30 protein-coding genes are annotated in these 23254 nt (G+C 47.1%); 18 read left to right on the top strand and 12 right to left on the bottom strand.

Annotated elements, in window-relative coordinates; translation table 11 throughout:
- Window positions 1–135: 135 nt before the first annotated feature.
- A complete protein-coding gene (locus P403_RS0100990; RefSeq protein ID WP_029330342.1) occupies window positions 136–930 on the top strand; it encodes a hypothetical protein in 795 nt (264 codons plus the stop codon).
- A 749-nt stretch (window positions 931–1679) separates the two neighbouring features.
- Complete coding sequence (locus P403_RS0100980) at window positions 1680–1919, top strand: family 43 glycosylhydrolase (RefSeq protein WP_029330339.1); 240 nt, start codon at window positions 1680–1682, stop codon at window positions 1917–1919.
- A 239-nt stretch (window positions 1920–2158) separates the two neighbouring features.
- On the opposite strand, the gene P403_RS16490 is transcribed toward P403_RS0100980, so the two are convergent.
- A complete protein-coding gene (locus P403_RS16490) occupies window positions 2159–2335 on the bottom strand; it encodes a DUF6290 family protein (protein ID WP_152638908.1) in 177 nt (58 codons plus the stop codon).
- A 202-nt stretch (window positions 2336–2537) separates the two neighbouring features.
- On the bottom strand, window positions 2538–2951 hold the full coding sequence (locus P403_RS0100970; RefSeq protein ID WP_051667265.1) for a GNAT family N-acetyltransferase: 414 nt from the start codon (window positions 2949–2951) through the stop codon (window positions 2538–2540).
- A gap of 123 nt (window positions 2952–3074) precedes the next feature.
- Between P403_RS0100970 and P403_RS0100965 the strand changes: the two genes are divergently transcribed.
- Both P403_RS0100965 and P403_RS0100960 read left to right on the top strand, forming a co-directional pair.
- Entirely contained in the window at window positions 3075–3863 is a 789-nt protein-coding gene (locus tag P403_RS0100965) for a DUF5694 domain-containing protein (RefSeq protein ID WP_029330331.1), read from the top strand.
- Window positions 3826–4449 carry a VOC family protein gene (locus P403_RS0100960; protein ID WP_029330329.1) on the top strand — a complete coding sequence of 208 codons (624 nt, stop codon included), beginning with the start codon at window positions 3826–3828 and terminating at the stop codon, window positions 4447–4449. Before P403_RS0100965 ends, P403_RS0100960 begins: the two co-directional genes overlap by 38 nt.
- Here P403_RS0100960 and P403_RS0100955 read toward each other — a convergent pair.
- The gene (locus P403_RS0100955; protein ID WP_029330327.1) at window positions 4420–5346 is read right to left on the bottom strand and encodes a zinc-dependent alcohol dehydrogenase; all 927 of its coding nucleotides are present in this window, start codon (window positions 5344–5346) and stop codon (window positions 4420–4422) included. The genes P403_RS0100960 and P403_RS0100955 overlap by 30 nt on opposite strands.
- 177 nt (window positions 5347–5523) lie before the next feature.
- Here P403_RS0100955 and P403_RS0100950 point away from each other — a divergent pair, with 177 nt between their 5' ends.
- From P403_RS0100950 to P403_RS0100925, 6 genes are all read left to right on the top strand, one after another.
- Window positions 5524–6159 carry a hypothetical protein gene (locus P403_RS0100950; RefSeq protein ID WP_235195155.1) on the top strand — a complete coding sequence of 212 codons (636 nt, stop codon included), beginning with the start codon at window positions 5524–5526 and terminating at the stop codon, window positions 6157–6159.
- Between the two features lie 371 nt (window positions 6160–6530).
- Window positions 6531–6926 carry an RDD family protein gene (locus P403_RS0100945; RefSeq protein WP_029330324.1) on the top strand — a complete coding sequence of 132 codons (396 nt, stop codon included), beginning with the start codon at window positions 6531–6533 and terminating at the stop codon, window positions 6924–6926.
- Window positions 6927–7056: 130 nt separating this feature from the next.
- Window positions 7057–7509: a GNAT family N-acetyltransferase gene (locus P403_RS0100940; protein WP_029330322.1), complete on the top strand. Its 453-nt coding sequence runs from the start codon at window positions 7057–7059 to the stop codon at window positions 7507–7509.
- Between the two features lie 119 nt (window positions 7510–7628).
- The gene (locus tag P403_RS0100935; protein WP_029330320.1) at window positions 7629–8333 is read left to right on the top strand and encodes an ABC transporter ATP-binding protein; all 705 of its coding nucleotides are present in this window, start codon (window positions 7629–7631) and stop codon (window positions 8331–8333) included.
- Window positions 8330–9094, top strand: coding sequence for an ABC transporter permease (locus P403_RS0100930; protein WP_029330318.1), 765 nt, complete (start codon window positions 8330–8332; stop codon window positions 9092–9094). The genes P403_RS0100935 and P403_RS0100930 overlap by 4 nt, the downstream gene beginning before the upstream one ends.
- A gap of 135 nt (window positions 9095–9229) precedes the next feature.
- Entirely contained in the window at window positions 9230–9556 is a 327-nt protein-coding gene (locus P403_RS0100925; protein WP_152638907.1) for an SMI1/KNR4 family protein, read from the top strand.
- A 93-nt stretch (window positions 9557–9649) separates the two neighbouring features.
- Here the strand turns inward: P403_RS0100925 and P403_RS0100920 are convergent, their stop codons facing one another.
- A complete protein-coding gene (locus P403_RS0100920; RefSeq protein ID WP_029330312.1) occupies window positions 9650–10402 on the bottom strand; it encodes an SDR family oxidoreductase in 753 nt (250 codons plus the stop codon).
- A gap of 130 nt (window positions 10403–10532) precedes the next feature.
- On the opposite strand from P403_RS0100920, the gene P403_RS0100915 reads away from it, so the two are divergent.
- Window positions 10533–11237, top strand: coding sequence for a tubby C-terminal domain-like protein (locus tag P403_RS0100915; RefSeq protein ID WP_029330310.1), 705 nt, complete (start codon window positions 10533–10535; stop codon window positions 11235–11237).
- Between the two features lie 244 nt (window positions 11238–11481).
- Here P403_RS0100915 and P403_RS0100905 read toward each other — a convergent pair whose 3' ends face one another.
- Both P403_RS0100905 and P403_RS0100900 read right to left on the bottom strand, forming a co-directional pair.
- The gene (locus P403_RS0100905; RefSeq protein ID WP_029330308.1) at window positions 11482–12192 is read right to left on the bottom strand and encodes an SAM-dependent methyltransferase; all 711 of its coding nucleotides are present in this window, start codon (window positions 12190–12192) and stop codon (window positions 11482–11484) included.
- Window positions 12193–12343: 151 nt separating this feature from the next.
- Window positions 12344–12964: a lipopolysaccharide core heptose(II) kinase RfaY gene (locus P403_RS0100900; RefSeq protein WP_029330306.1), complete on the bottom strand. Its 621-nt coding sequence runs from the start codon at window positions 12962–12964 to the stop codon at window positions 12344–12346.
- 154 nt (window positions 12965–13118) lie between these two features.
- On the opposite strand from P403_RS0100900, the gene P403_RS0100895 reads away from it, so the two are divergent.
- From P403_RS0100895 to P403_RS0100875, 5 genes are all read left to right on the top strand, one after another.
- Window positions 13119–14597 carry a carboxypeptidase M32 gene (locus tag P403_RS0100895; RefSeq protein WP_029330305.1) on the top strand — a complete coding sequence of 493 codons (1479 nt, stop codon included), beginning with the start codon at window positions 13119–13121 and terminating at the stop codon, window positions 14595–14597.
- Window positions 14597–15322 (top strand): glycerophosphodiester phosphodiesterase, encoded by a 726-nt coding sequence (locus P403_RS0100890; protein WP_029330303.1) that lies wholly within the window; start codon window positions 14597–14599, stop codon window positions 15320–15322. Before P403_RS0100895 ends, P403_RS0100890 begins: the two co-directional genes overlap by 1 nt.
- Window positions 15323–15334: 12 nt before the next feature.
- On the top strand, window positions 15335–15811 hold the full coding sequence (locus P403_RS0100885) for a hypothetical protein (RefSeq protein WP_029330301.1): 477 nt from the start codon (window positions 15335–15337) through the stop codon (window positions 15809–15811).
- Window positions 15801–16367 carry a guanylate kinase gene (locus P403_RS0100880; RefSeq protein WP_029330299.1) on the top strand — a complete coding sequence of 189 codons (567 nt, stop codon included), beginning with the start codon at window positions 15801–15803 and terminating at the stop codon, window positions 16365–16367. Before P403_RS0100885 ends, P403_RS0100880 begins: the two co-directional genes overlap by 11 nt.
- A gap of 79 nt (window positions 16368–16446) precedes the next feature.
- The gene (locus P403_RS0100875; protein WP_029330297.1) at window positions 16447–17352 is read left to right on the top strand and encodes an aminoglycoside phosphotransferase family protein; all 906 of its coding nucleotides are present in this window, start codon (window positions 16447–16449) and stop codon (window positions 17350–17352) included.
- A 136-nt stretch (window positions 17353–17488) separates the two neighbouring features.
- Here P403_RS0100875 and P403_RS0100870 read toward each other — a convergent pair whose 3' ends face one another.
- The 4 genes from P403_RS0100870 to P403_RS0100855 form a co-directional block, all read right to left on the bottom strand.
- Entirely contained in the window at window positions 17489–18037 is a 549-nt protein-coding gene (locus P403_RS0100870) for a DUF402 domain-containing protein (protein ID WP_029330295.1), read from the bottom strand.
- 68 nt (window positions 18038–18105) lie between these two features.
- Entirely contained in the window at window positions 18106–18597 is a 492-nt protein-coding gene (locus tag P403_RS0100865) for a tetratricopeptide repeat protein (RefSeq protein ID WP_029330293.1), read from the bottom strand.
- A 69-nt stretch (window positions 18598–18666) separates the two neighbouring features.
- Window positions 18667–19110 carry a MarR family winged helix-turn-helix transcriptional regulator gene (locus P403_RS0100860; RefSeq protein ID WP_029330291.1) on the bottom strand — a complete coding sequence of 148 codons (444 nt, stop codon included), beginning with the start codon at window positions 19108–19110 and terminating at the stop codon, window positions 18667–18669.
- 67 nt (window positions 19111–19177) lie between these two features.
- Window positions 19178–20266: a GTP pyrophosphokinase gene (locus tag P403_RS0100855; protein WP_235195154.1), complete on the bottom strand. Its 1089-nt coding sequence runs from the start codon at window positions 20264–20266 to the stop codon at window positions 19178–19180.
- Window positions 20267–20397: 131 nt separating this feature from the next.
- Here P403_RS0100855 and P403_RS0100850 point away from each other — a divergent pair, with 131 nt between their 5' ends.
- Entirely contained in the window at window positions 20398–21534 is a 1137-nt protein-coding gene (locus P403_RS0100850) for a hypothetical protein (RefSeq protein WP_029330287.1), read from the top strand.
- Between the two features lie 196 nt (window positions 21535–21730).
- Here the strand turns inward: P403_RS0100850 and P403_RS0100845 are convergent, their stop codons facing one another.
- Window positions 21731–22153, bottom strand: coding sequence for an organic hydroperoxide resistance protein (locus P403_RS0100845; RefSeq protein ID WP_029330285.1), 423 nt, complete (start codon window positions 22151–22153; stop codon window positions 21731–21733).
- A gap of 103 nt (window positions 22154–22256) precedes the next feature.
- On the opposite strand from P403_RS0100845, the gene P403_RS0100840 reads away from it, so the two are divergent.
- The gene (locus P403_RS0100840; RefSeq protein ID WP_276525023.1) at window positions 22257–22694 is read left to right on the top strand and encodes a MarR family winged helix-turn-helix transcriptional regulator; all 438 of its coding nucleotides are present in this window, start codon (window positions 22257–22259) and stop codon (window positions 22692–22694) included.
- 20 nt (window positions 22695–22714) lie between these two features.
- On the opposite strand, the gene P403_RS0100835 is transcribed toward P403_RS0100840, so the two are convergent.
- Window positions 22715–23170, bottom strand: a complete 456-nt coding sequence (locus P403_RS0100835; RefSeq protein ID WP_029330281.1) for a hypothetical protein — start codon at window positions 23168–23170, stop codon at window positions 22715–22717.
- Window positions 23171–23254 lie beyond the last annotated feature (84 nt).

The raw sequence follows: 23254 nt of genomic DNA, 5'->3' as shown, positions 1-23254 counted from the left end.
AATTTTACGATTTTAACTATCTAAGCAAATATTTTTGAACTACGAATTTTTAAATGTCAATTACGCGCTCTATTTCTTTATTGAAAAAGATCAGCTCTGTATGATTTTAATTACTGAAAAACAGGAGAAGTGAGAATGGTATATTTGAATAAGCAACTTATTGACCAAGTTGATCAGGTTATAAATTTAGATAATGCGAATAAGATTTTACTCTTGATCATTATCGTATTTTTTATTTGGTTAAGTAATGGTTTCAAACAACAACAAATAGAATCAAAGAAAATAAAAATGGAGTTATATGAAAAAAGAATTAAAGCTTATTCCTCTATTCTCTATGAATCTAAAAATGTAAATCTGAGTAAAGGAAATGACGATTTTTTTAAAGTAGTCCATGACTCTTATCATGTTATTAACAAAAAAGCATTGAAAGAAATTCTTCTTATCATGAATTCTAAAGAATTAAATCGTCAAAAAATTAATTCAATCACTAATTTAATATCTATCTACTTAGATAAAGAAGTAAAAAAATCTTTAATGGAATTAGAACATGATGAGAGTGAAGGATTGTTTTCTGATATGGAAAAATTAAGCATCAGAATCGCTGAATTGTTTAAGCCATATTTAATATCAATTTTTTTTATCTTTGGTACGTTGATTATGATTTCGTTATATTTGAGTGCAGAAACAGAATTAAGTTCAATAACAAGGCCGCTTGGTTTTTCAGTGCTAATTTTTCTATTGATATTAATGTTTGATTCATGGGTACAGAAATCAATGAATGCAGATAAATTTGGAGAATTATTTCTAGGTATAATTTTAGCATTCTGTCTTATCGTTACTTCTGGGTATGTATTATGGCTATCTGTATTAATTTTAATAACTTTATTCTCGTACTTAATGAAGAAATATAAGAATGGAATTAACGGATAATACCGCTTTTATGGGTATTAGGTTGCTTAATTAAAATTAACGAGTATTAAATAAATGTCTATTAATGAAGAGTAATAATGGTTATAGTATTGTTTACATAATAAATGTCAAAAAATAAGAAGTATACATCTTTCAACGAGGGAATATATACTTCTTATTTTATAATGAGGAATTGTATATTAAGTACAGAATATAGATAAAAACACAAAAAAATCCCCATAACCGTTTTTTGTAAAGTAGATTCACAACATAAATCTAACTGAGAAACGTTATAAGCAATATTCATCTTTCTAAATTAGGAAGAATGGAAATAGAAACCTATCTAGAGCTTGGATTTTTATTGAGAAAGATTTCTCAGAACTTAGGACGAAAGCTACCTCCAATTTCGAGCGAAATAAAATGGAACGTTCTTACACACAATGCGATCAAAGCTGGACAGAATTATGAAATGCCAAAGAGAAACTGCGAAGCACGCAGTAATTCGGTTAAATTACGCATCCTTGAGAAACTTTGAAGTACATGTTCTTTTAAAAATAATATAGGACAATTCTTCCGTTAATATGTATACATTTCGGCGTCGAAATAATTTATAAAATGTGTTTTAAACCTATAACGTACTTAGTCCTACTTAAAAAATAGATTTAATATAACCCTCTCCAAGCATTGGTGATTGATAATCAAAAATTTATAAGTAAGTTCATAAAAATGAACAATATTCTAAAATTTTCAACATCAAGAGAGCTCTCTTGATGTTTTCGTACCGAGAAAAAACACATCCCGTATTCGTTACGAACGAAGAGGCTGGTCAATATGGACTAGTACATAACAGCTTTACAGTAGATGAACAGGGACAACATGTTATTATTTATCATGCTCGGACATATACTGAAATTGAGGGTGATCCTTTATACGATCCGAACCGTCATACACGGACACAGGTTTTTACATGGAGCATCGATAAACAGCCATACTTTGATAAGCCGATTTAATTGAAATCAAAACTAACTTTTTGTTTCTAAAAAAATATATAGTGAATCTCGTAGAATCGATGTTTTGTTGAATATGCATTTTGCAATAGGTTTGTGGTTCTTACGCAATGTTAGTGAAGTGATGCTTTCAATATTATAGGAATAGAGTTAAAAAAGACTGATTTCTATGTACGAAATCGAAGAACTAGATCCACGTATTTATATAATGACGACGGAGAAAAACAATCATGAGACTCACCTTATGGTGCATCTTGTTTCATGTTCTCGAACGTAACGGCTTCAAACTTCTTTTCGTGTGCTGCCATTAAAATACGGTAGCGTGTCAAATCGTTTTCATTCCCGATACGATTAAGAATTAAATCACGCATGAAGTGAGAAATTGTGATGTTCTTTGCTTCTGTGTATGCCTGAATCATATGTAGAGCATCTCATTGTGCGCAGAAGATAATTGCATAAAGTATGAACTGTGAGGAGGATAACTGACTACACGTTTTTTTGCTCGAGCTATTCTTATCGGTTTGTTATTCGTAAGAGCTGACTGATTCTGTAAAAGCAAGGCAATGTTCGTATCTGTAAAAAATCGAGACGAGCTGTTTGGTATGAAGGAAGTTGAAACTTTTATATGTCTTTAGACAACCGAATCATGTCTGTGCACCGGATACCGTTTTCTACAATCTCCTCTTCGTAGTGCCTCAAGAAGAAATTCAAGTCGACTCCGACGATCCGAAATCCACATTTTTGATAAAGTGCCAACTGTCCGATGCTCGAATTGCCTGTTCCGATTTCAATTGTCGTATATTTCATCGTTTGCGCGGTTTTAATGGCATGCCGTAAAAGATATTTTCCTACGCCGTAACCTTGATGTTGCCCATCCACTGCAAGATTTACAATTTCAATCGTTTGTGGTCTGGTCGGCAGAAGCACATACACGCCAATCCGTTGATTCCCTGTTTCAGCTACGAAACATCGACCTCTTTTCAAATACTCATCGACTATTTTTTGAGATGGGTCTGCTGCTAACAAAAGCTCCATCGGGGGACTCTCGTGATTGGTCGAGGCGCCTTTTGCCAATAGCAGAAGGTCTATTTTAATGAAACCGACTAGGATTAGCTTCCATTTTACAGTAAAATGGAAATGATAAAAGGGGGAGTATCGATGGCACAACGCGCAACCGTATTACTCGTCGGGACCGTTCATCTGGACCGTCCTGACAACGGGGACTTGTTTCGTCCGCGAATCTTTGATGTGTTTTCAGACGAACGGCAGCAGGAGATTCAACAGGTCGTCGAAGTCCTGCAAACGTTTCGTCCGACAGAAGTTGCGCTAGAGATTTTGCCTGAGCAGGCGGACGCACTGAATGGCGACTACGCCGCTTATCTCAAGCAAACCTTTACGCTGACGGCGAATGAACGCCATCAACTCGGGTTTCGAGTGGCGCGCTCGGCGGGTCTGACCGGTTTGCAGGCGGTGGACTGGAATCAGACGGTAGAAGGTGTCCCGAATCTTGCGGAACTCGAACAGCTCGACCCGATCGCGTTTGACCGGTTGATACGTGCCGAGCAACAAAAATCCGAGGCACTCGAAGCGAGATTACTTGGGCAGACCTACCTCTCATTTCTTGAACAACTAAATGACAAACAGGCGGTCGAAGCAAGTCACCGGACGTACCGACAACTCGCCCGGCTGGATCCGGAGACGCACGTCGGGGCGAGGTGGGTCATCCAGTACTGGTACTACCGCAATCTGTTGATCGCGAACCGGATTCTTGATTTGGCGGAGCCGGGGGAACGGATTCTCGTCCTCTATGGTGCCGCCCATTTACCGTTAATACAACAATTTTTAGACGACAGTCGGGACGTCGACGTGATGACGTTCCCTGAACTGATTGCGAAGGGAAGTAGTGCCGATGTTGTTTCATTATCATCTTTGGACGCCGAACGTTGAGGCGACGGAGCAGTTTTATGAAAAATTAGGGTTTGCGGTCACGCAACGGATTGGAAAAACCGACGGAGCATTTACCGCGTTTGATCCGCCGTTGACATGGGATGACTTCCGGGACGACGGGATTCGCTTTCGAATCATCGAGATGAAACGCGGTGCCATCAACGTTACGTTCGGTCACGGGAAAGCCGTCCGCTTCGACCATCTCGGTTTTCTCGTGACACCCGAACAACGGACACTGCTTCTCGAACGTGCACAACAGATGGGCTGGACCATCCAAGCAAATGAACGGCGGACGTTCATCCAGACCCCTTACGCTTGCCGGATTGAACTGCAGACGCATCACGATGCGATTTTATCAGACGATCAACCACTGAAACGGATTCAGCTGTCAACAAAACAAATCGGCTTCGAACAGGAGTTGCAGCGGTTGTTCGGACGGGCAATCGATGAAGTGACGACGGTGCCTGGCAATCATACCGTCTTACAGCAAGTCATCTTTATGGGGGAAGACATCGAAGCCGTCGATCCGAACGGTGTGTCTGTCAGACAAATCCAGTCACCGGTCGTAGCTGATAAACACCTTTAACGGTTTTACGCCTGCCTGTAAAGCCTCGAAACAAGGAATCAACTCCGACCAGTCGACTGACTGTTCAAACAGTTTGAGTAAGGCAGGTGTCTTTCGGGCGACCGGCAAAAACCAGTCCGCATGGGCGCGGTAATCAATCCCGTCACTCGATCCGACGATCCGTAACTCTTTTTCATAGAAGCTCGGACAGAGCGACAAGACGTCGTAATTGCCGTCAGAGAGAATGCAGAGCTGACCGTTTGGAGCGAGTGCCTCCTGAAGATGCGCAAACGCGGTTTGCCGCCCCGAACATTCGAGGGCAGCGACATAAGTATTCAGCTCGAGGTCGTTTCCGGACGTCAACGTGCGGGTTGCCCCGAGCTGTTTTGCGAGTGCATGGCGCCTTTCGTCCGGGTCGACGGCGTCAATGCGCGAGAGACCGAAATAGTGACGTAAGTAAAAGACGGTCAATAATCCGATCGTCCCGAGCCCGGTCACGGCGACGGCATCCGACGGACGGGGATTGAGTTTATGGACGCCTTTTGCGGCGTCACACGATAAGATCGTCAATAAGGCGAGTTGCGGCGGCAGGTCGCGCGGGACGGGAATGACTTTTGCTGCGCGGACGATGGCGCTGTCGTGATGGCCGTAAAAAGCGACGACGCGGTCACCGACACGGATGTCTGAGACATCCGCTCCAATCGCCAGCACTTCCCCATAACTCTCGTATCCGGTTTCTTTCGGATAGATCGGGGCGAGGTCTGATCGGTCAGTCGCCATGACTTGCGGCAATTCAGCGCCGATGCTGATCGCTCCATGTAATGTCTGGATGAGTACTTCATCTGCTTGCAAGGGCGCTAAGGGGCGCTCGATCCATTCGAGCGTCCGGGGGGCCGTCAATTGCAGTCTGTGTGGCATACGTTCAGTTCCTCCGTTTTCTTAACATGAATATCCTGATAATGGAATTATAACATGAAGGTAAATCAGTATATGACAAGTTTGTAAGGTTGAAAAGAACATCGATTGTCCGATTTTTAAAGTGTTTTCTGCTATGCTGAAAAGGTAGAGCGGAGCTCACGAGTATCTAAAAAGGAAGTGGCGAACATCGAGCAGATTGAGATGTCGATCCATCGTGGATTAGTAGAATTAAAAATGTTAGATAAACGGATTAAAAAAGGTCAGCTTGGTCACTTTATCGGATTGCATATGGGAGACAAACCGCCTGTCGGTTTTCCGAACGTCGAACAGTTCGCGACGGAAGCGGCGGCAAATCTCCAGTCGATTCGCGCATTGATTGAGCGTCGAAATCAAATCAAAGCAGCGATTACCGCATCGAATGCCGTGACGCGTGTCCGGATCGCCGGGACCGAGATGACGGTCGCGGAGGCGATTGATCGTCGCGATACGGGTCTTGACTACGATCGCCAATTGTTACAAACACTCAAAACACAACTGCATGAAGTGGAGCAAACGATTGAACAGGAGCGTATCGAGATCGAGCGGCGCGCAGAAAATCATATCGAAGCGACATACGGTGCGCGTGAAAAAGGGGACGCGGAAGAAATTGAAAAAACGCGCCGTCTGTTCATCCAACGATTAGAACCGAAATTGATTGACCCTTCCGGTCTTCGTCAAGTCATTCAACAGTTAGACGAGACAATCGATGCATTTGATGCCGAAGTCGATTTCAGTCTATCTGAAAGTAATACACTTACGAAAATATTAATCTAAACATACCGTCCTGTTTGTCTGATGATTTCATAACCGAACACGCGTTGTCCGTGCGAGAACGGACATCTTCTAATCGGTTGACCGATTAGCATCCAAGATGGTCCTTGCGACCGTCCGGTCAAAGCTGAATGTTCAACGATCAAAGGACAACGCTGACGCTTCAACACTCAGACAGATTACTGTTCAAACATCAACGGTCACCGTTCGATTAAATCCATGAGAAAACGGGAAAAGAGAGGGGATGTTCGTTGCCTCTGAAATCACCGCATGGCTGGGCAGACAGGACGTTTCATCGTTTTGCATGACGCCACTTCTTTCTTCAGAAAGAGAAGTGGCATTTTTTTTATTCAAATCGAGAAAGGATGATCCACATGGAATCTCTCACAAAACGAAGAATCGGGGCGGCTGTCATTAATTTGATGTTGAACGCTGTCATTGTAAATGTCCTTGAAGAAACAATTCTCAAACGGAGCAAACGTCCCGTCATCCGTGGCATCGTCACCCAGTCGGTCGTCGATGTCGTCATGGAAACGGTTCAATTACGCTTGACGGATGGCCGAACGGTCGGCAGTCGTGTCATGGGACTCCGTGTCGTCAGTCAAGACAACCAACCGTTGAAAACGACACAAATCCTTAAACGGATTGCTTACCGTGAAGTATTCACAGCAGGGAAATTCTTTAAGGACCGTCAGCGTTATCTGCAGGATGCCTCCGTTTTACCGGAAGATGAGTTTGCGAAAACACGTGTCATTCGTGACGGACGGTAAGATCGCCTGTTTCATTGATCTCTGTACGCTATAACCCGTATCGCGCGTAGTTTGGTTAAGCGATGCGGGATTTGTTCGTGGCTTGAGCAGGCTGTAGATCTTACAAGAACACAGAGTTGGGGGATGAGCAATGATGACAATCGAAGAGATTAATGACGCGAATCAGGCCAAGGTTTTGACATTAACCGTCGCACCTGCGCAGCGTACATACATCGAAACGAACGCGCAGTCGCTTCAAGAAGCGATGAACGATCACGATCACGACTGGCGTTGTTATGCCTTATGCGAAAACAGGCAGCCGGTCGGGTTCATGATGATTGGTGCTGAAAACCGGACTGACAAGTACATTTGGCTTGACCGGTTCATGATCGGTCAGCCATACCAAGGACGAGGCTTAGGAACGCAGTTTTTAAAACGAGCAATCGGCTTCATCGAAGACCATTTCGAAGTCGATGAAATCGTGTTGAGTTTACACGCAGAAAATACGCATGCCAAGTATTTTTACCGGCAAGCAGGCTTTGTTGATATCAAACGGATCGATGAAGCGAACGGTGAAGAAATTTGGGTCTATCGTCTGACGTGATATCACCGATTCGTTAACTTTCGCTAAGCCTTGGGCATCGGTCGAACCTTCTTGCTGTCCGCGCGGCAACCGTCCCTGCTACACTAGAAAAAACGACCAAAAAGGTGAGGTGGAGTGGTGTGGCAGTCATTGAATTTAAGGATGTCCAGTACAAATCGATTTTAAAAGGGATCTCCGGGACGTTTCGGGAAGGAAAAATCACGACGCTCGTCGGACCGAGCGGTGCCGGGAAAACGACGTGTCTGAAACAAATCAACGGATTACTTTCCCCGGACGCCGGGGCGATTTATTTTAAGGGAACCGATTTAAAAGACATCGATATGATGGAGCTTCGAAAAAAGATTGGCATGGCCTTTCAAAGTGCCCCGATGATTGCGGGGACTGTGTACGACAACTTGAATCTTCCGAAAGCGATCTTCGACCAGACACTGGAACAGGAAGAGGCAAAACGTCTGTTGGAGCGGGTCGACTTAAAAGAGATACCGTTGACACAAAACGTTAAAGAACTATCAGGAGGCGAAAAAAGCCGCATCGCGATCGCGCGGACACTCGTCAACCGACCGGATGTCCTGCTGCTCGACGAGATCACGGCGAGTCTCGATTACCGGATGGTCAAGGAAATCGAGGCGCTCGTCCGAAAAGTTCAACGGGAATTCAACGTGACGGTGATCTGGATTACGCATGATCTCGAACAAGCGCGCCGTGTCAGTGATGACATGTGGTTCTTAAAAGACGGGCAATTGATTCAACAGGGAACGATTGAATTGATTGAGGACTCGGATAATCCCGTCATCGAAGCGTTCGTCAAGGGGGTCGACCAATGAGTTACGTGCAACTCGCTTCCGCCTTAGTCTTCATCTTGATTCCATTGGTGCTGACATATACGTTAAAGCTTGGACTTGGCAACGATATTTTGATTGCGACGGTCCGGTCGATCGTCCAGTTGTTGATTGTCGGTTATATCTTGACGTTCGTTTTCGAAAGTGACAGTAAAATTTACATTGGGTTGATGATTCTGTTGATGATTGTCGCGGCGACGCTCAACATCATCAAAAAAGGTGACGGAATTCCCGGGATTACCGGTATCATTTTACTGACGTTAGTCAGTGTCGAAGTCTTGACGATGGGTATCATGCTTGGTCTTCGAATCATTCCGTTCGAAGCGCAGGAAGTCATTCCGATCAGTGGGATGGTGATCGGGAATTGTATGATTCTGTCGCTTTTGTTCCTGAATAAGTTCAAGGACGAGGTCGACCGGGGCGATGAAGTCATTGAGCTGATTTTAGCGCTCGGAGGTTCACCGAAAACAGCGATTGACCGAAGTTTGAAAAGCGCCATCAAGACGAGTATGATTCCGACGATCGAGGCCCAGAAAACGATGGGACTCGTCCAGCTTCCCGGCATGATGAGCGGTTTGATCATCGGTGGAGCCGATCCGATGGAAGCCGTCATGTACCAGTTGCTGATTCTGTTCCTGATTTTGACGAATGCTGCCGTGTCTTCCGTCATGGTCGGCTACCTGTCCTACCGGAAACTGTTTAATCAAAAAGCCCAGTTTCTTGGGTTGACCTACCGGAACGACTGAGATACCCTAGAAAAATACGTCATGACGCTAACAGATTTCGGAAGTTTCCGAAGTCTGTTTTTGTTTACTAACATAAAGAAGCATCAAACTGAAGATGAAACAGCGACGTGCTACTAAAAGGGATGTGAAGAAGAAGTGATGACGATTGAACAAGTAATGGCGATGTTACCTGTTGAGGAAGAAGAAATACGATTAACAGATGTCGATGGATTGCCACGTTATGGATGTGTTCATCCGGTTGATCTGTTTGAGGAATCACAAGCGATTTTTCGGAGTATCATTGAAGTCGAACAACATCAAGCGGATCGATTAAAATCATGGTACATCATCGGATACGAAGACATGTATGGAGACCTGTTATGTGTGGATCTCGTAACGGGTCAAGTAATGGTCGTCGGTCATGAAACACTGGAACGCGAAGAAGTCGTCGCTCCGTCCTTGACTCAATTTTTGCAAGGATGACGTCTAATTCGTATGCAACATAAGAAAACTAAAAAGGTCACCGGACATCATCGTCCAGTGACCTTTTTGTTCGCCGACTAACGGATTATGCCATTATTGACGGATAAAGCCACCTTCCGAATGCAGAATTTGCCCGGTGATCCAGGCACCTTCGCCGCTGACGAGAAACGAAATCAGACGGGCGACGTCGTTTGGTGTCCCGATGCGGCCGAAGGGGAATTTCGGTAACAGGGCGGAGCGGATCTCGTCCGTCATCCAAGTCGAGTCGGTCGGACCGGGGTTGACGGCGTTGACCGTAATGCCGAACGGGGCAACTTCCTGCGCGAACGTCTGCGTAAAAGCAGAAATCGCACCTTTCGTCGCGACATAAGCAAGTTCGCCCGGCATCGGTCCGCGTTCCTGTCCGGATGTCATGTTGATGATTCGTCCTGAAAGTAACGGTGACGCTTGCAGCTGGCGGGCGAACTCGACCGATAATAGTAACGTCGTCCGGATATTGACCGCATAATGGGCGTCTAGTGATGCGGCGTCGAGTGATAAATAGTCGGTTTGTGTCGAGTGAGCAGCGTTGTTGATTAAAATCGACGGTTGGCCGAGCGTCTCAACGACGGTTTGATGGACAGTTGCCGCCGCCGCCGGATCGGCTAGGTCAATCAGGAATCCTCTTGTCCGGACACCAAAAGCTGCCAGTTCCGCTTCAAATGACGGGATCCAGTCGTGGTCGGCTTGCCAGGCGGTGAAAAAAACGTCGATCCCTCGTGCGGCAAGCGTCCGACAGATCGCTGCTCCGATATCCCGTTCGTGACTTGCACCGGTCACGAGTGCGATTTGTCGTTGTTCAGTCATACTGCATCTCCTCCTTGAACTCCATCTTTTAACATATTTTAACTCATTTAGATAATCCTTACTATCGTAATCGTGCTAGTGTACACTAAAAATGACGGAATTGAAGTAGCGGAAGGAGGCAAGAAGGACGATGGGTGAAATGCTGTTTCTGTATGGATTATTTACAATTGGAATGGTCATCCGCTTCCTCTTAACCGGCATGTTCAGTTGGCTGGAATTTGGTTTGATTTCGTTGTTGCTGCTCGCAGCACTTGGTGGCGCGCTTCTCGATTACTGGCAAATCAGACGCGACATGCGGTACGGGGGACGCGCGAACACGTTAACGACACGGTGCGTCGAACGGACGACACGACGACCGAAATACGTGCTGGAAGGTGCACAGCAAATCGGTTCCTATCGACGGAGCTATCAAAAGGCTTGGCAATTTTTGTTCGTTCAGCTCTCGGCAAAACTGCGGGGGTGGTTCTTGAATCTGAACTTCAGTTTTTCCGACCGTACTGTTTCTTACGTCGAACAACGGAGTTCCCTCCTAGCGCGGAATCAAAAGTGGCTCGTCTATGAAAATGGTGAAGTCGTCGGAACGGTCCGGACCGACGCGTCACTGAAACGGATGCGTACATTCAAAGAAGTCATGCTCCTGTCCTATCAAGACGTCGAGTACGAAGTCACTTCCTCAACGTTGTCCTCGAAGATTAAAGTCTGGCAGGGGGCTGAGGTGATTGCGACGAGTAAAGCGAACTTGCGGTCCGACGTAACGTTTAAAGTCAAGCAACAGCAAGATCAGTCCCTGATCTTATCGGTGCTCGTCTTGTTCCATTATCATTTTCAATCGTAAGCTAAGGCACAAAAAAGTGTTCATGAAGCACGTAATCAGTCATTGGTGTATGATTTAGGCACACTTAAGTGCAAGACGGGAGGCGTCGAGATGGATAAAACAGATGGCTGGATCATCGTTAGCATCATGGTTGGATTGTACTTCGGGTTATTCGCTAAACCGAAACGCGTGACCGGAAAAACATCCAAGTGACGAAAAACCACGTCAGGCATACGTGCCCTACGTGGTTTTTTGTCATGTATACTCACCGTGCTTTTCTTTGAAACAATGCCGTCCACAAGCCGGATAGACCAAACGTCGTCGCGGACACCGGCATCATCAGCATCGGTCTGATTTCAACCACGTCGAAGTCAGCGAAAATCAACCGTAACTTCTCTTCCGTGAATCCTAATCCACCGTTTAAGCTGCGTGTCCGGTACACTTCCCAGTCGGAAATGTCGGATCCGCCGAGCTCACCGCCTTCGATAAAACAAGTCAGGGCGAAATATCCGCCGTCCGTCAAGGAATCAGTGACGAGCTTGAGGTAATCGCGTCGGCGGTGCGGGGCGATATGATGGAAACAACCAGAATCGTAAATGACATCGCACGAGCCTTCAGCAATCGTTAACGCAAAGATGTTCTGTTCGATGAATTCAATCTCGAGCTGCTCCTCCTGCGCCCGTTCGCGTGCCCAGGCAAGCGACTCGCACGACAAATCGACGGCGGTCACGGTGCAGCCTTGTCTTGCAAAATACAGCGCGTTGCGCCCCGGGCCGCAACCGAGTTCCAAAACGTGACCCGGCGTGATGATGTCGCGTTCAAAGTACCGGACGAGATTTTCGTCCGGCTTGTTGACGAAAAACGGAATCCGTTTGTCACGGTCGGCGTAAAAGCCGTTCCAGAATGCTGTCGGTTCACGCAGTAAATCGTCAAGCATGTCAAGTAAATCATCGTGCGTTTGAATCATTTCTTTCATCTGTCGACCTACTTTCAAACAGGGTATGAATTGCTTTTCATCTATCTTAATTATACCAAAAAATGTATAACGAAAACGGATGGATTTTCCTGTTTCAGTAGTCGAGTTATGAAGTGAATCAGGAAAAATGCTACCGCTTCATCTATCTGCGTCATCCGGTATTACTGTGTGACTCGAACATCCGGCGTTTATAAATATCGGCGACTGTGTTCAGAAAAGCCTCGGGCAGCTTTTTCGGAAAATACGATTTGCAATAAAAGTAATCATACCCGCGCTTTAAGTCGTCCCACTGTGAGCACGGTGCTGTCTGACGGAACCGTGCGACGTCGATGATCCGTGTCCCGTCTTTTGTCAGCATGATGTTGCGCAAGTGGATGTCGGACGGGTTTAAGCCGACCGATCGTGCGTCCGCTAAAGCTTGATCGACAGCGCGGATGACGTCCCGGGGAATCAACGTCCCGTTGACGAGACAGTCGAACAACGTCTGTCCCTCGATATATTCGATGACGAGGTAATCCGCCCCGTAGGCGTATTGTTTGGCGTACGTCGAAAACGACGACAATTGCTCATAAATCGCTCCTTCAAGGACGGCAAGATGACGATGGCTCGGGAAAAATTTTTTGATGACGCGGTCCGTTCCTTGAATCCGAAAAACGAACGCACTTCGTCCCGTACCAATCCAGTCTAACTCAGGTGGTTGACCGGTAATCAGTTGCGTTTGTCCGTTTGACTCGATGGTGATGGCTGTCGCCAGTTCTTGATCTGTTTTCACGTGTGGTCCATCCTTTCTCCGTTACAATGATTATATAATTTATACGTTCAAATGACCACAAAGGTTTCAGGAGATGTTCCTGTATGAATGTTTTGAACATTTTGTGATATGCTAAAAAACGTATACCACTACATACTTCAAGGGGGATTTTAGAATGAATACGTTACAACAGTGGCGCGACCATTTCGACGCACTTGGTGCCTATGAGGAAGCAGTCGCTTTACTCTACTGGGACATGCGGACATACATGCCGGAACAATCAGCGCCGAACCGCTCGAAATCACTTGGTTTTTTATCGACAGAAAGTTTCCGTCGCCGGACAGGGGAACAGTACCAGTCCTTGTTAGGCGCAATGGGGCAAGAAACATTGACGGGACTCGATGCGATCTCATACGAGAAAGCGAAACAGGCATTTGATCGGGACTCAAAAATTCCGGAAGCGGAATATCAAGCCTTTGTGACATTGATTTCGGAAGCGGAAAGTGTGTGGGAAAAAGCGAAGGATGCAAATGACTGGGCGATGTTCGAACCACTCTTAGAAAAAATCGTCGCGACAGAACGTAAATTCGTCGAGTACTGTGGATACGAAAATCACCCATACGACGCATTGCTCCATGACTATGAGCCAGGAATGACAGTCGCTCAGCTCGATCCATTGTTCGCGGAGCTCCGTCAAGCAATCATCACGTTGCTCGCCGATCTTGATGGGAAAACATTCCCGAAACTCGATTGGTCGGCAGACCGGGAGACACAAATCAAGCTCAACCATGAGTGGTTGAATGACATCGGGTATGATTTTACAGCCGGTCGCCTCGACGAGACGGTTCATCCGTTCCAAACGACAATCAACCGCAAAGATGCCCGTGTCACGACGAAATATGATGAAGCGGATTACCGGAACTCTGTTTTCGGGACGATGCACGAAGCAGGGCACGCGACGTACGAACAAGGCATCGATCCGGAACTCGACTCGCTTGGTCTCGGTGAAGGGGCGTCGATGGGGATTCATGAATCACAATCATTGTTTTTTGAGAACTTCATCGGACGCAACCGTGGTTTCCTCGAAGCACGTTATACAGGATTGCAAGCTGCGATTCCTTCTTTGACGGACGTTCCATTCGAAACATTTTATGCGGCCGTTAACGAAGTCAAACCATCGTTGATCCGGATCGAGGCGGACGAATTGACATACGCGATGCATATCATCATCCGCTACGAACTTGAAAAACGTCTTATCACGGGTGAACTCGAAGTCAAGGCACTGCCAGAGGAATGGAACCGCCTTTATAAAGAATACCTTGGAGTCGATGTCCCGTCGAACGCACAAGGTGTCTTACAGGATGTTCACTGGTCGGGTGGATCGTTCGGTTATTTCCCGAGCTACGCGCTCGGACTCGTCTACAGTGCCCAGTTGAACGAAGCGATGCGTCGGGATATTAAAGACATCGACGAACTGATTGCAAGCGGTTCGTTTACACCGATCAAAAAGTGGTTAAAGGAAAATATCCACCAACACGGAAAAGCGAAGACGCCGGCCGAATTGATTGAAGCAGCGACCGGGCAATCGATTACGGTCCAACCATTGATTGATTACTTGACGAAGAAATACACGCGCGTCGTCGAAACGCTGTGATGCAATGGTTTGCCCACCGCGGCGCAAGTGACGCGTTTCCGGAAAATACGCTCGAGGCGTTCGAAGCAGCCTTACCGGACGTCGATGGCATCGAATTCGATGTCCATTTCTCAAAAGACGGCGTCGGAATCGTCATTCATGACGAAACGGTCGACCGGACGACGGACGGAACGGGGCGTGTCGTTGATCTTACGCTTGCAGAACTCAAACAATTGAATGCAGGAGCGCGCTTTAAGGGTACGGGACCGCAGCGTGCGATGATTCCAACACTTGACGAAGTCTTAGAGCTCGTGGCGCCAACGCAAATCGTCCTCAATATCGAACTGAAGACGGATACGATCCGTTATGAAGGTCTCGAGGCCTACGTCGTCGAACGGTGCCGTGCCCATCAGCTTGCACCAAATCGATTAATCTTCAGTTCCTTCAATCATTACTCGATTGATACGATTCGTCAGCTTGATCCGTCACTCGAGACAGCACTGCTCTATCCGTATCCGTTGTTTCACCCGGAGCAACAAGCGAAGCAGCTCGGGGCGAAGGGCATCCATCCGGATTATCGTCGCGTGACGGCAGAAGACGTCGCACTCGCTCACGCCGTAGGAATCTCCGTCCGTGTCTATACTCCGAAATCGGCAGAGGATGTCAGACGGATGAAAGCGATCGGCATCGATGCCGTCATCGTCAATGATCCAAAGGGGTTCAAAGCGCAGTTGTCGATCGACTAAGGAGGAAGCGTCATGCGGAAGGGGTATGTGTTGACAATCATAGCTTCACTGATTGCGCTTGGCATCGGTCTCGAGATTGGTTTTCAAAAAATACCTCAACCGCAACCGAAACAAGTTGCACAATCAGCGACACGACCGGATGACTTCCAAGCAGGACTTCAAGACGCTAAAGCCGAATTAGAGACCGTACAACGTTTTTCTTTAAAGAGTGCGATTGAACATGACCTAAAAAGCGAGACATGGATTTATACGACACCGACGCCGGAGCGTATTGCGGTCGACTGGTACTACGTCGCAAGCTATCCGGAACAACGTGTCCAAATGACCCGAAATGATGTCGCGCGCATCATTGAATACGATCGGTATCTCGTCGTCATCCGTTCGATTTACGGGGTCGTCGACGATAGCGAACTCGAACAATTCGCGCTGCGTGTTTCGGGATATTTCATGACTAGGCAACAACAAAAGGAGGATGACGATGTCAGGTAAAATCATTCTATTGATTGGTGGATCGGGCAGCGGAAAGTCGTCCTTAATCAAACGATTACGACACGAGTATGAACATGTCCGGTTCATTCCCTCCGTGACGACACGACCGAAACGCCCGACCGAACAAGACGGGGAAAGTTATCATTTCGTCGACGTGAAAACGTTCCAGCAATTGATTCAAGAGACAGGGTTCATCGAATATGCGCACGTCCACCGGGCGTGGTACGGAACACCACGTCAAGCCTATGAAGACGTCGTGGCGACGAACGGAATTGTCATCAAAGACATCGATCCGAAAGGTGCGGCAGCGTTCAAGGAATTGTTCGAAGACCGTGTCATCACGATTTTCGTGTCCGTTCCACCTGATCTGATGAAAGAACGTCTGTTGATGCGCGGGGATACACCGGAGTTCGAAGCACGGCTCATCGATTACTCGGAAGCTTGGAAAGACCGGGACCACTATGACTATATGATTGAAAACATTGATTTTGAACAGGCCTACGCGGAGTTACTCGGGATTATCTCGGAGTATATCCCAGGACAGCCATCAGCGTAAAAAAGCAGGGAAGACACATTCTTCCCTGCTTTTTACTTTGTCTAATCTCAAGACTAGCCATGCAAGGGAGGAAAACAGGATGGACCGGGAAGAGATCAAACAAAACATCGGCTGGTTAAAGAGTGCGACACGCATCGAGCCATTGACGATCGGTTATTCGTCTTACCCGAAATTCTACGTCATCAACGGACAAAGGGAGTACGTGTTACAGCTCATGGATGGAACACGGTTCGCTTGGCAACGGGAGTTGGCGGAAAACGTCCAAACGATGAGTGCGGACGGACTGCCGGTCGTGCCTTTTGTTGAGGTGGGATGGCTCTCAACACATTCAGCTTACAGCATCAGACCGTATTTTAGGGGGAACGATGCAAAAACGGAGCTCGAGACGTCAGACGAGGCGACAGCGTACAAGCTAGGTATCGAAGCGGGGCGGGTGCTGGCAGCGCTCCACGGATATGCTGCACCTGCTTCGGTCGCAGATTGGGCAGAGCGGTGCCGAACAAAACATCAGCGATACGTCACCGCCTACAGGACCAGCGGGGTAGAGTTTGAACAGGCGGAACAACTCATTGCTTGGGTCGAACAACAGATACCGCGACTCACCGATCGTCCGAACCGATTTCAACATGATGACTTTCATTTAGGCAACCTGATCGTCCGGGACGGATCGCTCGTAGGTGTGATTGATTTTGATCAAGCGGATTATGGCGACCCGTGGCATGATTTCGTCAAGCTCGGGCTGTTTACGGTCGAACAGAGCATTCCGTTTGCCCGGGGGCAGCTCAAGGGCTATTTTGACGGTCCAGTCCCGGAGGCGTTTTGGGATGTCTACAGTATCTATATGGCGATGACCCTGTTCTCAGCCCTCGTCTGGACGATTCGGAATCATCCGGAGGAAGTCACTGAGATGACCGGTCGCCTGACGCGTATTCTTGCGGCGCACGACAACTTCTCGCGACGGATTCCGGAATGGTACACGGGCTGAGCGGAGAACAGTGAGGACAACAATAGTAAGCCAAACAAAAAGCCGAGTGATGGATGTGACAACAACCTCCATCAGCGGCTTTTTGGATTGTTTAAAAAGATTGACGCTCTAGTCTGGATTTATCTGACGACTCTCCTCATTCGGGGGGACGGGAGACGGATTGTGACAGTCTGGTCACCTGTTGTGCAAGAAACCCATCGAACGGAAACCGTCCCTCGGTCACGCGTTTAATCAAGTCCGTCAAGGCAGCTTCCGCTTGTTCAATCAGTCGGATAGGATAGGCGAACGTCCGTTGATTGACGAGGAACTCGTCCCGGTCGACGACTTGCCAGGTGCCTGCTTGATTGCGGACATAATCGAGGTCGAGGTCGACGAAAGACAATGTGTCCCCGTCGAGCCGTGGGGGCAGGCAGACGTTGCAGTGATAGGAAGTTCCGTCTGCATCGAAGTCGATATTGACCGTGAACGGCGCGTTCAGGGGATAATACTCAAGCGACTGTGTCGCATAGGTGAAGGTCTGTCCCCGTGTATGATGGACCAGTCTTCTGCCTGCTTGTCCATGGACGAGCACGTAGTCGTCTGTTTTTTCGAGCATGTTGCCACGCCACTCGTAATGGGGCTGGTCGGGGTATTTATAGGCAATGATCGTCAGGACTGACGTTTGTGCATCTGTTGGTCGTTTCATGAACAAACTCCTTTCGCGTTAGTAAGGGAGTGAAATGAAGGGGCGTAAACGGTTAAGCGGGCAGACGGTTACGTCTCGGACACGTCATGTAAATGGTCACGGTAATAACGGAGGGCTTGTCTGTACGCATGGACGTCGGAGTCCGGCGTCATCGTCGTGATGACATCAAGCAACTGTTGCATCGCTTCCTCATGCTGCTTGAGATTAAACAGCGTCAAGGCTAAAAATGTCTTCAGTCCCGTGCTGTCGGGGAAACGTGCTAAGCCTTCCGTAAAGGTGTCACGCGCAGCAGCGTATTGTCCGAGTGCCCGGTATGTACTGCCGAGTCCGATATAAGCGTCCGTCAAAAACTGTGCGTCGAGTCCGTTATTGATGGCAAAGACATAATGCGGGACGGCCGCCTGTTCTTCGCCGAGGTTGTCAAAACACCAAGCCATCTGAAAATGGTAGTAAGGATTCGTACGGTCGGTCTCTAACAGTTCACGCATCATCTGTTTGGCTTGCTCGTACTGTTTCGACTGACGGAGCGCCGTCACCTGTTCTAAAGTAGCATGCGTCATCAAATTATCCTCCAGTTCAGTAGATGTTATAAAAATCCCCTCTAGCTCAGTCAGCTAGAGGGGGGAATATTAATCTTGTTGTTCGAGTTTCGTCAAGAGTGTCCGGAACGTATCAAGTTCTGTATCCGAAAACGCGGAGAAGACGTCCGAGAGGTACTCCATCTTCATCGCTTCAAGTTTTTCGTACAGTTCGATCCCGTCTGGTGTTGCCCGGAGCTCGACGACACGGCGGTCGAGTTCACTGCGTTCGCGTGAAATCAAGCCTTTTTTTGTCAATTCATCGGCAAGTGCTGTAATCATACTTGCAGAGAACTGGAATTCGTTCGACAGGGCGGATGCGATTTGTGGACTTTGCCCGCAAAGCGACTTCAAAATGAAAAATTCATTTCGTGTCAAATAGGTCGTGAACATGCTGCGAACATCTTTTTTGATGGCGCGGTAGTTCATGCGGAGTCCTTTTTCTGTATCGACGATCAATTGATCGCGTTGTGCTACTTCGATTGTCGTTGCCATGTTTAGCTTCACTCTTTCCATACGATAGTTTCGTTACCCGCCATTTAGTATAGTGAAAAATTTTAGTTTAATCAATATTTTTCTCTTGAATCATCTCATCATGCGACGGCTGAACTTTTGTAATGATTTCCGTGACGTTCCGAAGCTCCGGGTAGAAGCGACGGAAGAAGTAATCGATCCGGTGTGTGTCGTTCCCGGCAATCGTCACGGCCATGCAGATGTAGGCGATACCGATGCCTTGGCGCGGCAAAAAAGGATTCGGCATGACTTGAGCACATTTTAAGGCGAGTGTGCTATGACTCGAGACGGCATCGATCAGTTCACCGTAATTGCGGATGTCGACGTAATGGAACATCCGGATCAACTCATTGATCAGTTGCTGGTCGGAATCGAGCATCATTTGTGACGTGACGAGTCGCTTGTCGAGCTCACTGATGACAGGGGAGTGGTCGATGAAATAGTTTAAGTTATCGGACGTGATCCGGACTTTATACGGATCGGATAAAATTTGTTGGACGGTCTCATCCTCGAATTGTTTGAGTTGCTTTTTGATGTTGACGAATTCTTGATCGGCGATCTCAAGCAGTCCGGCGACGCGGCTGAAACTGCGGCGGACTTCTGCCGGGACGCTGTTCGGATTTTTATACCCTAAATCATGTTCAATCTCTGCCCAGGCGTGTTGTAAAATCGAACGGATTTGAATTTCTGCCGTATGCGACTTGAAGCGACCGTATTCACTTAAGGCAAGGCGTTGTTCACTCAAGGCGGCGACGAAGTGGACGGACAAGTAGCCAAACTCCGTCGTATCGAGCAACGTCGATTTATCGACCGATTGATCGCGGTCGATCGAAAATTCATTTTCAATGATGCGGGCAGCTTCCCGGACGTCGTCGTGGAAGTAGGTGACGATCCGGATTCCCGTCAAATCATGGACGTCCTTGAGCGATCGGTATTTGTTCGGTTGCCGTAAGACTTTTTGGTAGAGGCTTTCCGAATCCTTCGTCCGTGAGACAATCGAATGGTATTTGATTCCGGCCGCGTCGAGTAGCTCGGATAATAGAATTTTTAGTTTGTCTGCGAATGCGTCATAATCTTCCTTATCATTGACGTATTCGAGCATCATCGTATTCAAGTCTTGTGCATGCAAGCGAATCACCTTCCTCATCGTGGTTATTATCTAGCTGTATTGTATCATTCGTATTCCGTAGACGCACGAAATGACCTTGTTTCAAGCGGGACCAATCGTGGGAAAAGAACAGTAGAACATGCTTAGGAGGGGTGCACAAGATGGAAATACTAGACGCGCGTGCGTTACCAGCGGATCACTCGGACATACTTCATGTCACGCCATCGTCGATTTACTTCAGACGAAAAGTCAACGCCGAACAGTACCATATCAGCCGGTTCGACCTCGAGGATCAAGAACAAGTCGATTTGTCGCAAGACGTCTTGACGGATCACGGACCGACCCGTCCGTTCGTCAAACACCAAAAAGTCTATTGCTTGAACGAACACGACCGGGCGAACGGAGGAGCGACGGAGTTATTGACGATTGATCTCTTATCCGGGAAGACGGAACAGGTCGCGACGTTCAACGTCGCGGGGGATCTGTCACTGTACTGGGTCCTCAATGAACGCTACATGGTACTGCTCCACGTCGACCGTGTGACGTCTGCCTTTTTATATGACACGAAAACGAAGCAGCAACACTTGATCCATGATCAACGGTTGTACGGGATGACGGAAAATTACCGGGAACTGTACTTTTTCCTCGTCACACTCCAAGACGTCGATTATATCGTCTGCAACACGCGCCTCGACGAATTTTCCTTTTATGATGCCCTCGAAAGCGGCTTGATATCACCAGAAGATCCAATTGATCACTCGGAAGGGTTATTAATCGCTTCACTTGAGACGATCGTTTCGGAAATCGAACTAGGAACAGAAGTCTTGTCCTTTAAGACACTCTTACGCCTTGACGGGGAAGGGGATACGGTGCAGTACCTCGGGGAACAAGCTGGGTTTTTGATTTTCAGTGCCTATACGGACCGTTTGAACGAAGAAGTATTTTATCAAATCCGTGACGACACGGACGTGACGGAGCTTGAACGGATTCGCTGGAGTGATTATGAAGCATTTGATTTTACGTATGATGACGTCGAATCGACGATCTTTATCGTCAACGACCGATCGGAGCAACACCATGAAGTGATTAATTTACGGACGGGAGCCCGTTTTTTAGACCGCGATCCGTTCGAACGCGTCTTGCGTGATCGCTTTTATGTACATGAAACGATCGGCGACGATGCCGAGCCGATGGTGACGATTTTTGACGCCGAGCGGTATGTCCGGCACCGGTTCGATGATGCCTATTACATGATTGTCTCCGGCGAGTTGGTCATTTTATCCGTCAACCAACTGTAAAGCGAACAAACGAAGAAAACACACTGTTAATAGAAGTGTGTTTTCTAAAATAACGGACTGTTTATTTCATTTACCGTAATCATATATTAAATCTTTAACAGAAAAAACATACGATACCTCAAAATACGTCGCATTGACAATAAAAAAATACCCCTTTCTAGTAGACTTCACTAGAAAAGGGCAGACAATGTTATGCTTATGCTGCGTCAGTCGTACGAGTGAAAACATCGACTTGGATGTTTCCAGCTGTCGCGCGTGAGTAAGGGCAAACTGTGTGTGCGATTTTTGCAAGTTCGGCAGCTTGTTCTTCCGATACACCACGGACGAGAACATCAAGTTCAACAGATAAAGCAAATCCGTCTGCTGCTTCGTTCAACGTAACGTGCGCCGTTACTTCGCTTCCATCATGTTTGATGCCTTGTTTACGTGCAACAAGATTTAATGCAGAATCAAAGCAAGCAGAGTATCCAGCAGCAAACAGTTGCTCCGGATTCGTCGCTGATTTTTTAGATCCTGGGACTGGCATGGCGAGAGCGACGTCTAAAACGCCATCTTCTGAAACGACGCGTCCGTCGCGTCCTCCGACTGCTGTAGCTGATGATGTGAACATTGGTTTCATAATCAATAACTCCCTTTCGTTGATTCCTTATTATTAAGTAGCTTACAATTAGATTGTATACAATTTAAAAAAGAAAGCAAGTACTTTGCTCCCGAGGAGGACTATCATGTCAAACCCATTATCGTTAGATGAACAACTTTGTTTTCCCTTTTATTCGATTTCGCGTGAAATTACGAGGCGGTATCGTCCGTTGCTCGAACCACTCGGACTGACGTATCCACAATATTTAGTGATGCTCGTTTTATGGGAAGAAGATCAGCAATCCTTGAAAGCCGTCGGTGAACGGTTGCATTTGGATTCAGGGACGCTAACCCCGTTATTGAAAAAACTCGAAGCGTCAGAATTAATTCGACGCGTCCGCAATAAGCAAGATGAACGACATATCGAAATCACGTTGACAGACAAAGGGCATATGTTGCGCGAGCAAGCGGAACAAGTTCCGCTTGCCTTAAAAGAGACACTCGGCGTGTCGGAAGAGGATTTAGAACGTGTCAAACAAACGTTAAATCAATTGGTTATAAAAATGAACGGAACTGAATGATTCAGTTCCGTTCATGTTCGTTATTTACGGCGGAAACCTTCTTCTTCAAGATAGTTTGCCGCTTCTTTGTATGAATTGAAGGCACCATCGAGCAAGTCGCCTGCATAGACGAGCCATGTATCGAGGTCTTCATTCAACAGCGTGAGTTCGAACTGGTTATCGTTGACCCACGTTTCTTCGAGCGTTTCGACCGTCTCGACCGTCGATAACGATTTGATTGCATCTTCAAGCAAAAGAATCAAGGCAGGAGCAGAAAACTCACGGATGTTGACGAGTCCTTTGTTATCGACTTCGTAGCCCGGTAATCCGGCGGCATAGACGAATCCGTTCCCGTTCGGATGAAGGTGATAGACGACGATTTTTTTCTCAAACTGACTTTCAGGAAAGTGGAAATTGACACGGTTCAGTGAAACATCTTTTCGGACGAGTTGTGGAAACGACTCAATGATGTTTAATTTTTCTTCAAATGTTAGCATGGTACCTCCTAGAATTACATTTCTACTCTTCTATATATGCGATGATTTCGGGTCAAATGTCAATGTTCGATTTAAGTCGAGTGA

This window comes from Exiguobacterium oxidotolerans JCM 12280, from assembly GCF_000702625.1.
Classification (GTDB): Bacteria; Bacillota; Bacilli; order Exiguobacteriales; family Exiguobacteriaceae; genus Exiguobacterium_A; species Exiguobacterium_A oxidotolerans.
This window is presented reverse-complemented; position numbering and strand designations above follow the sequence as displayed.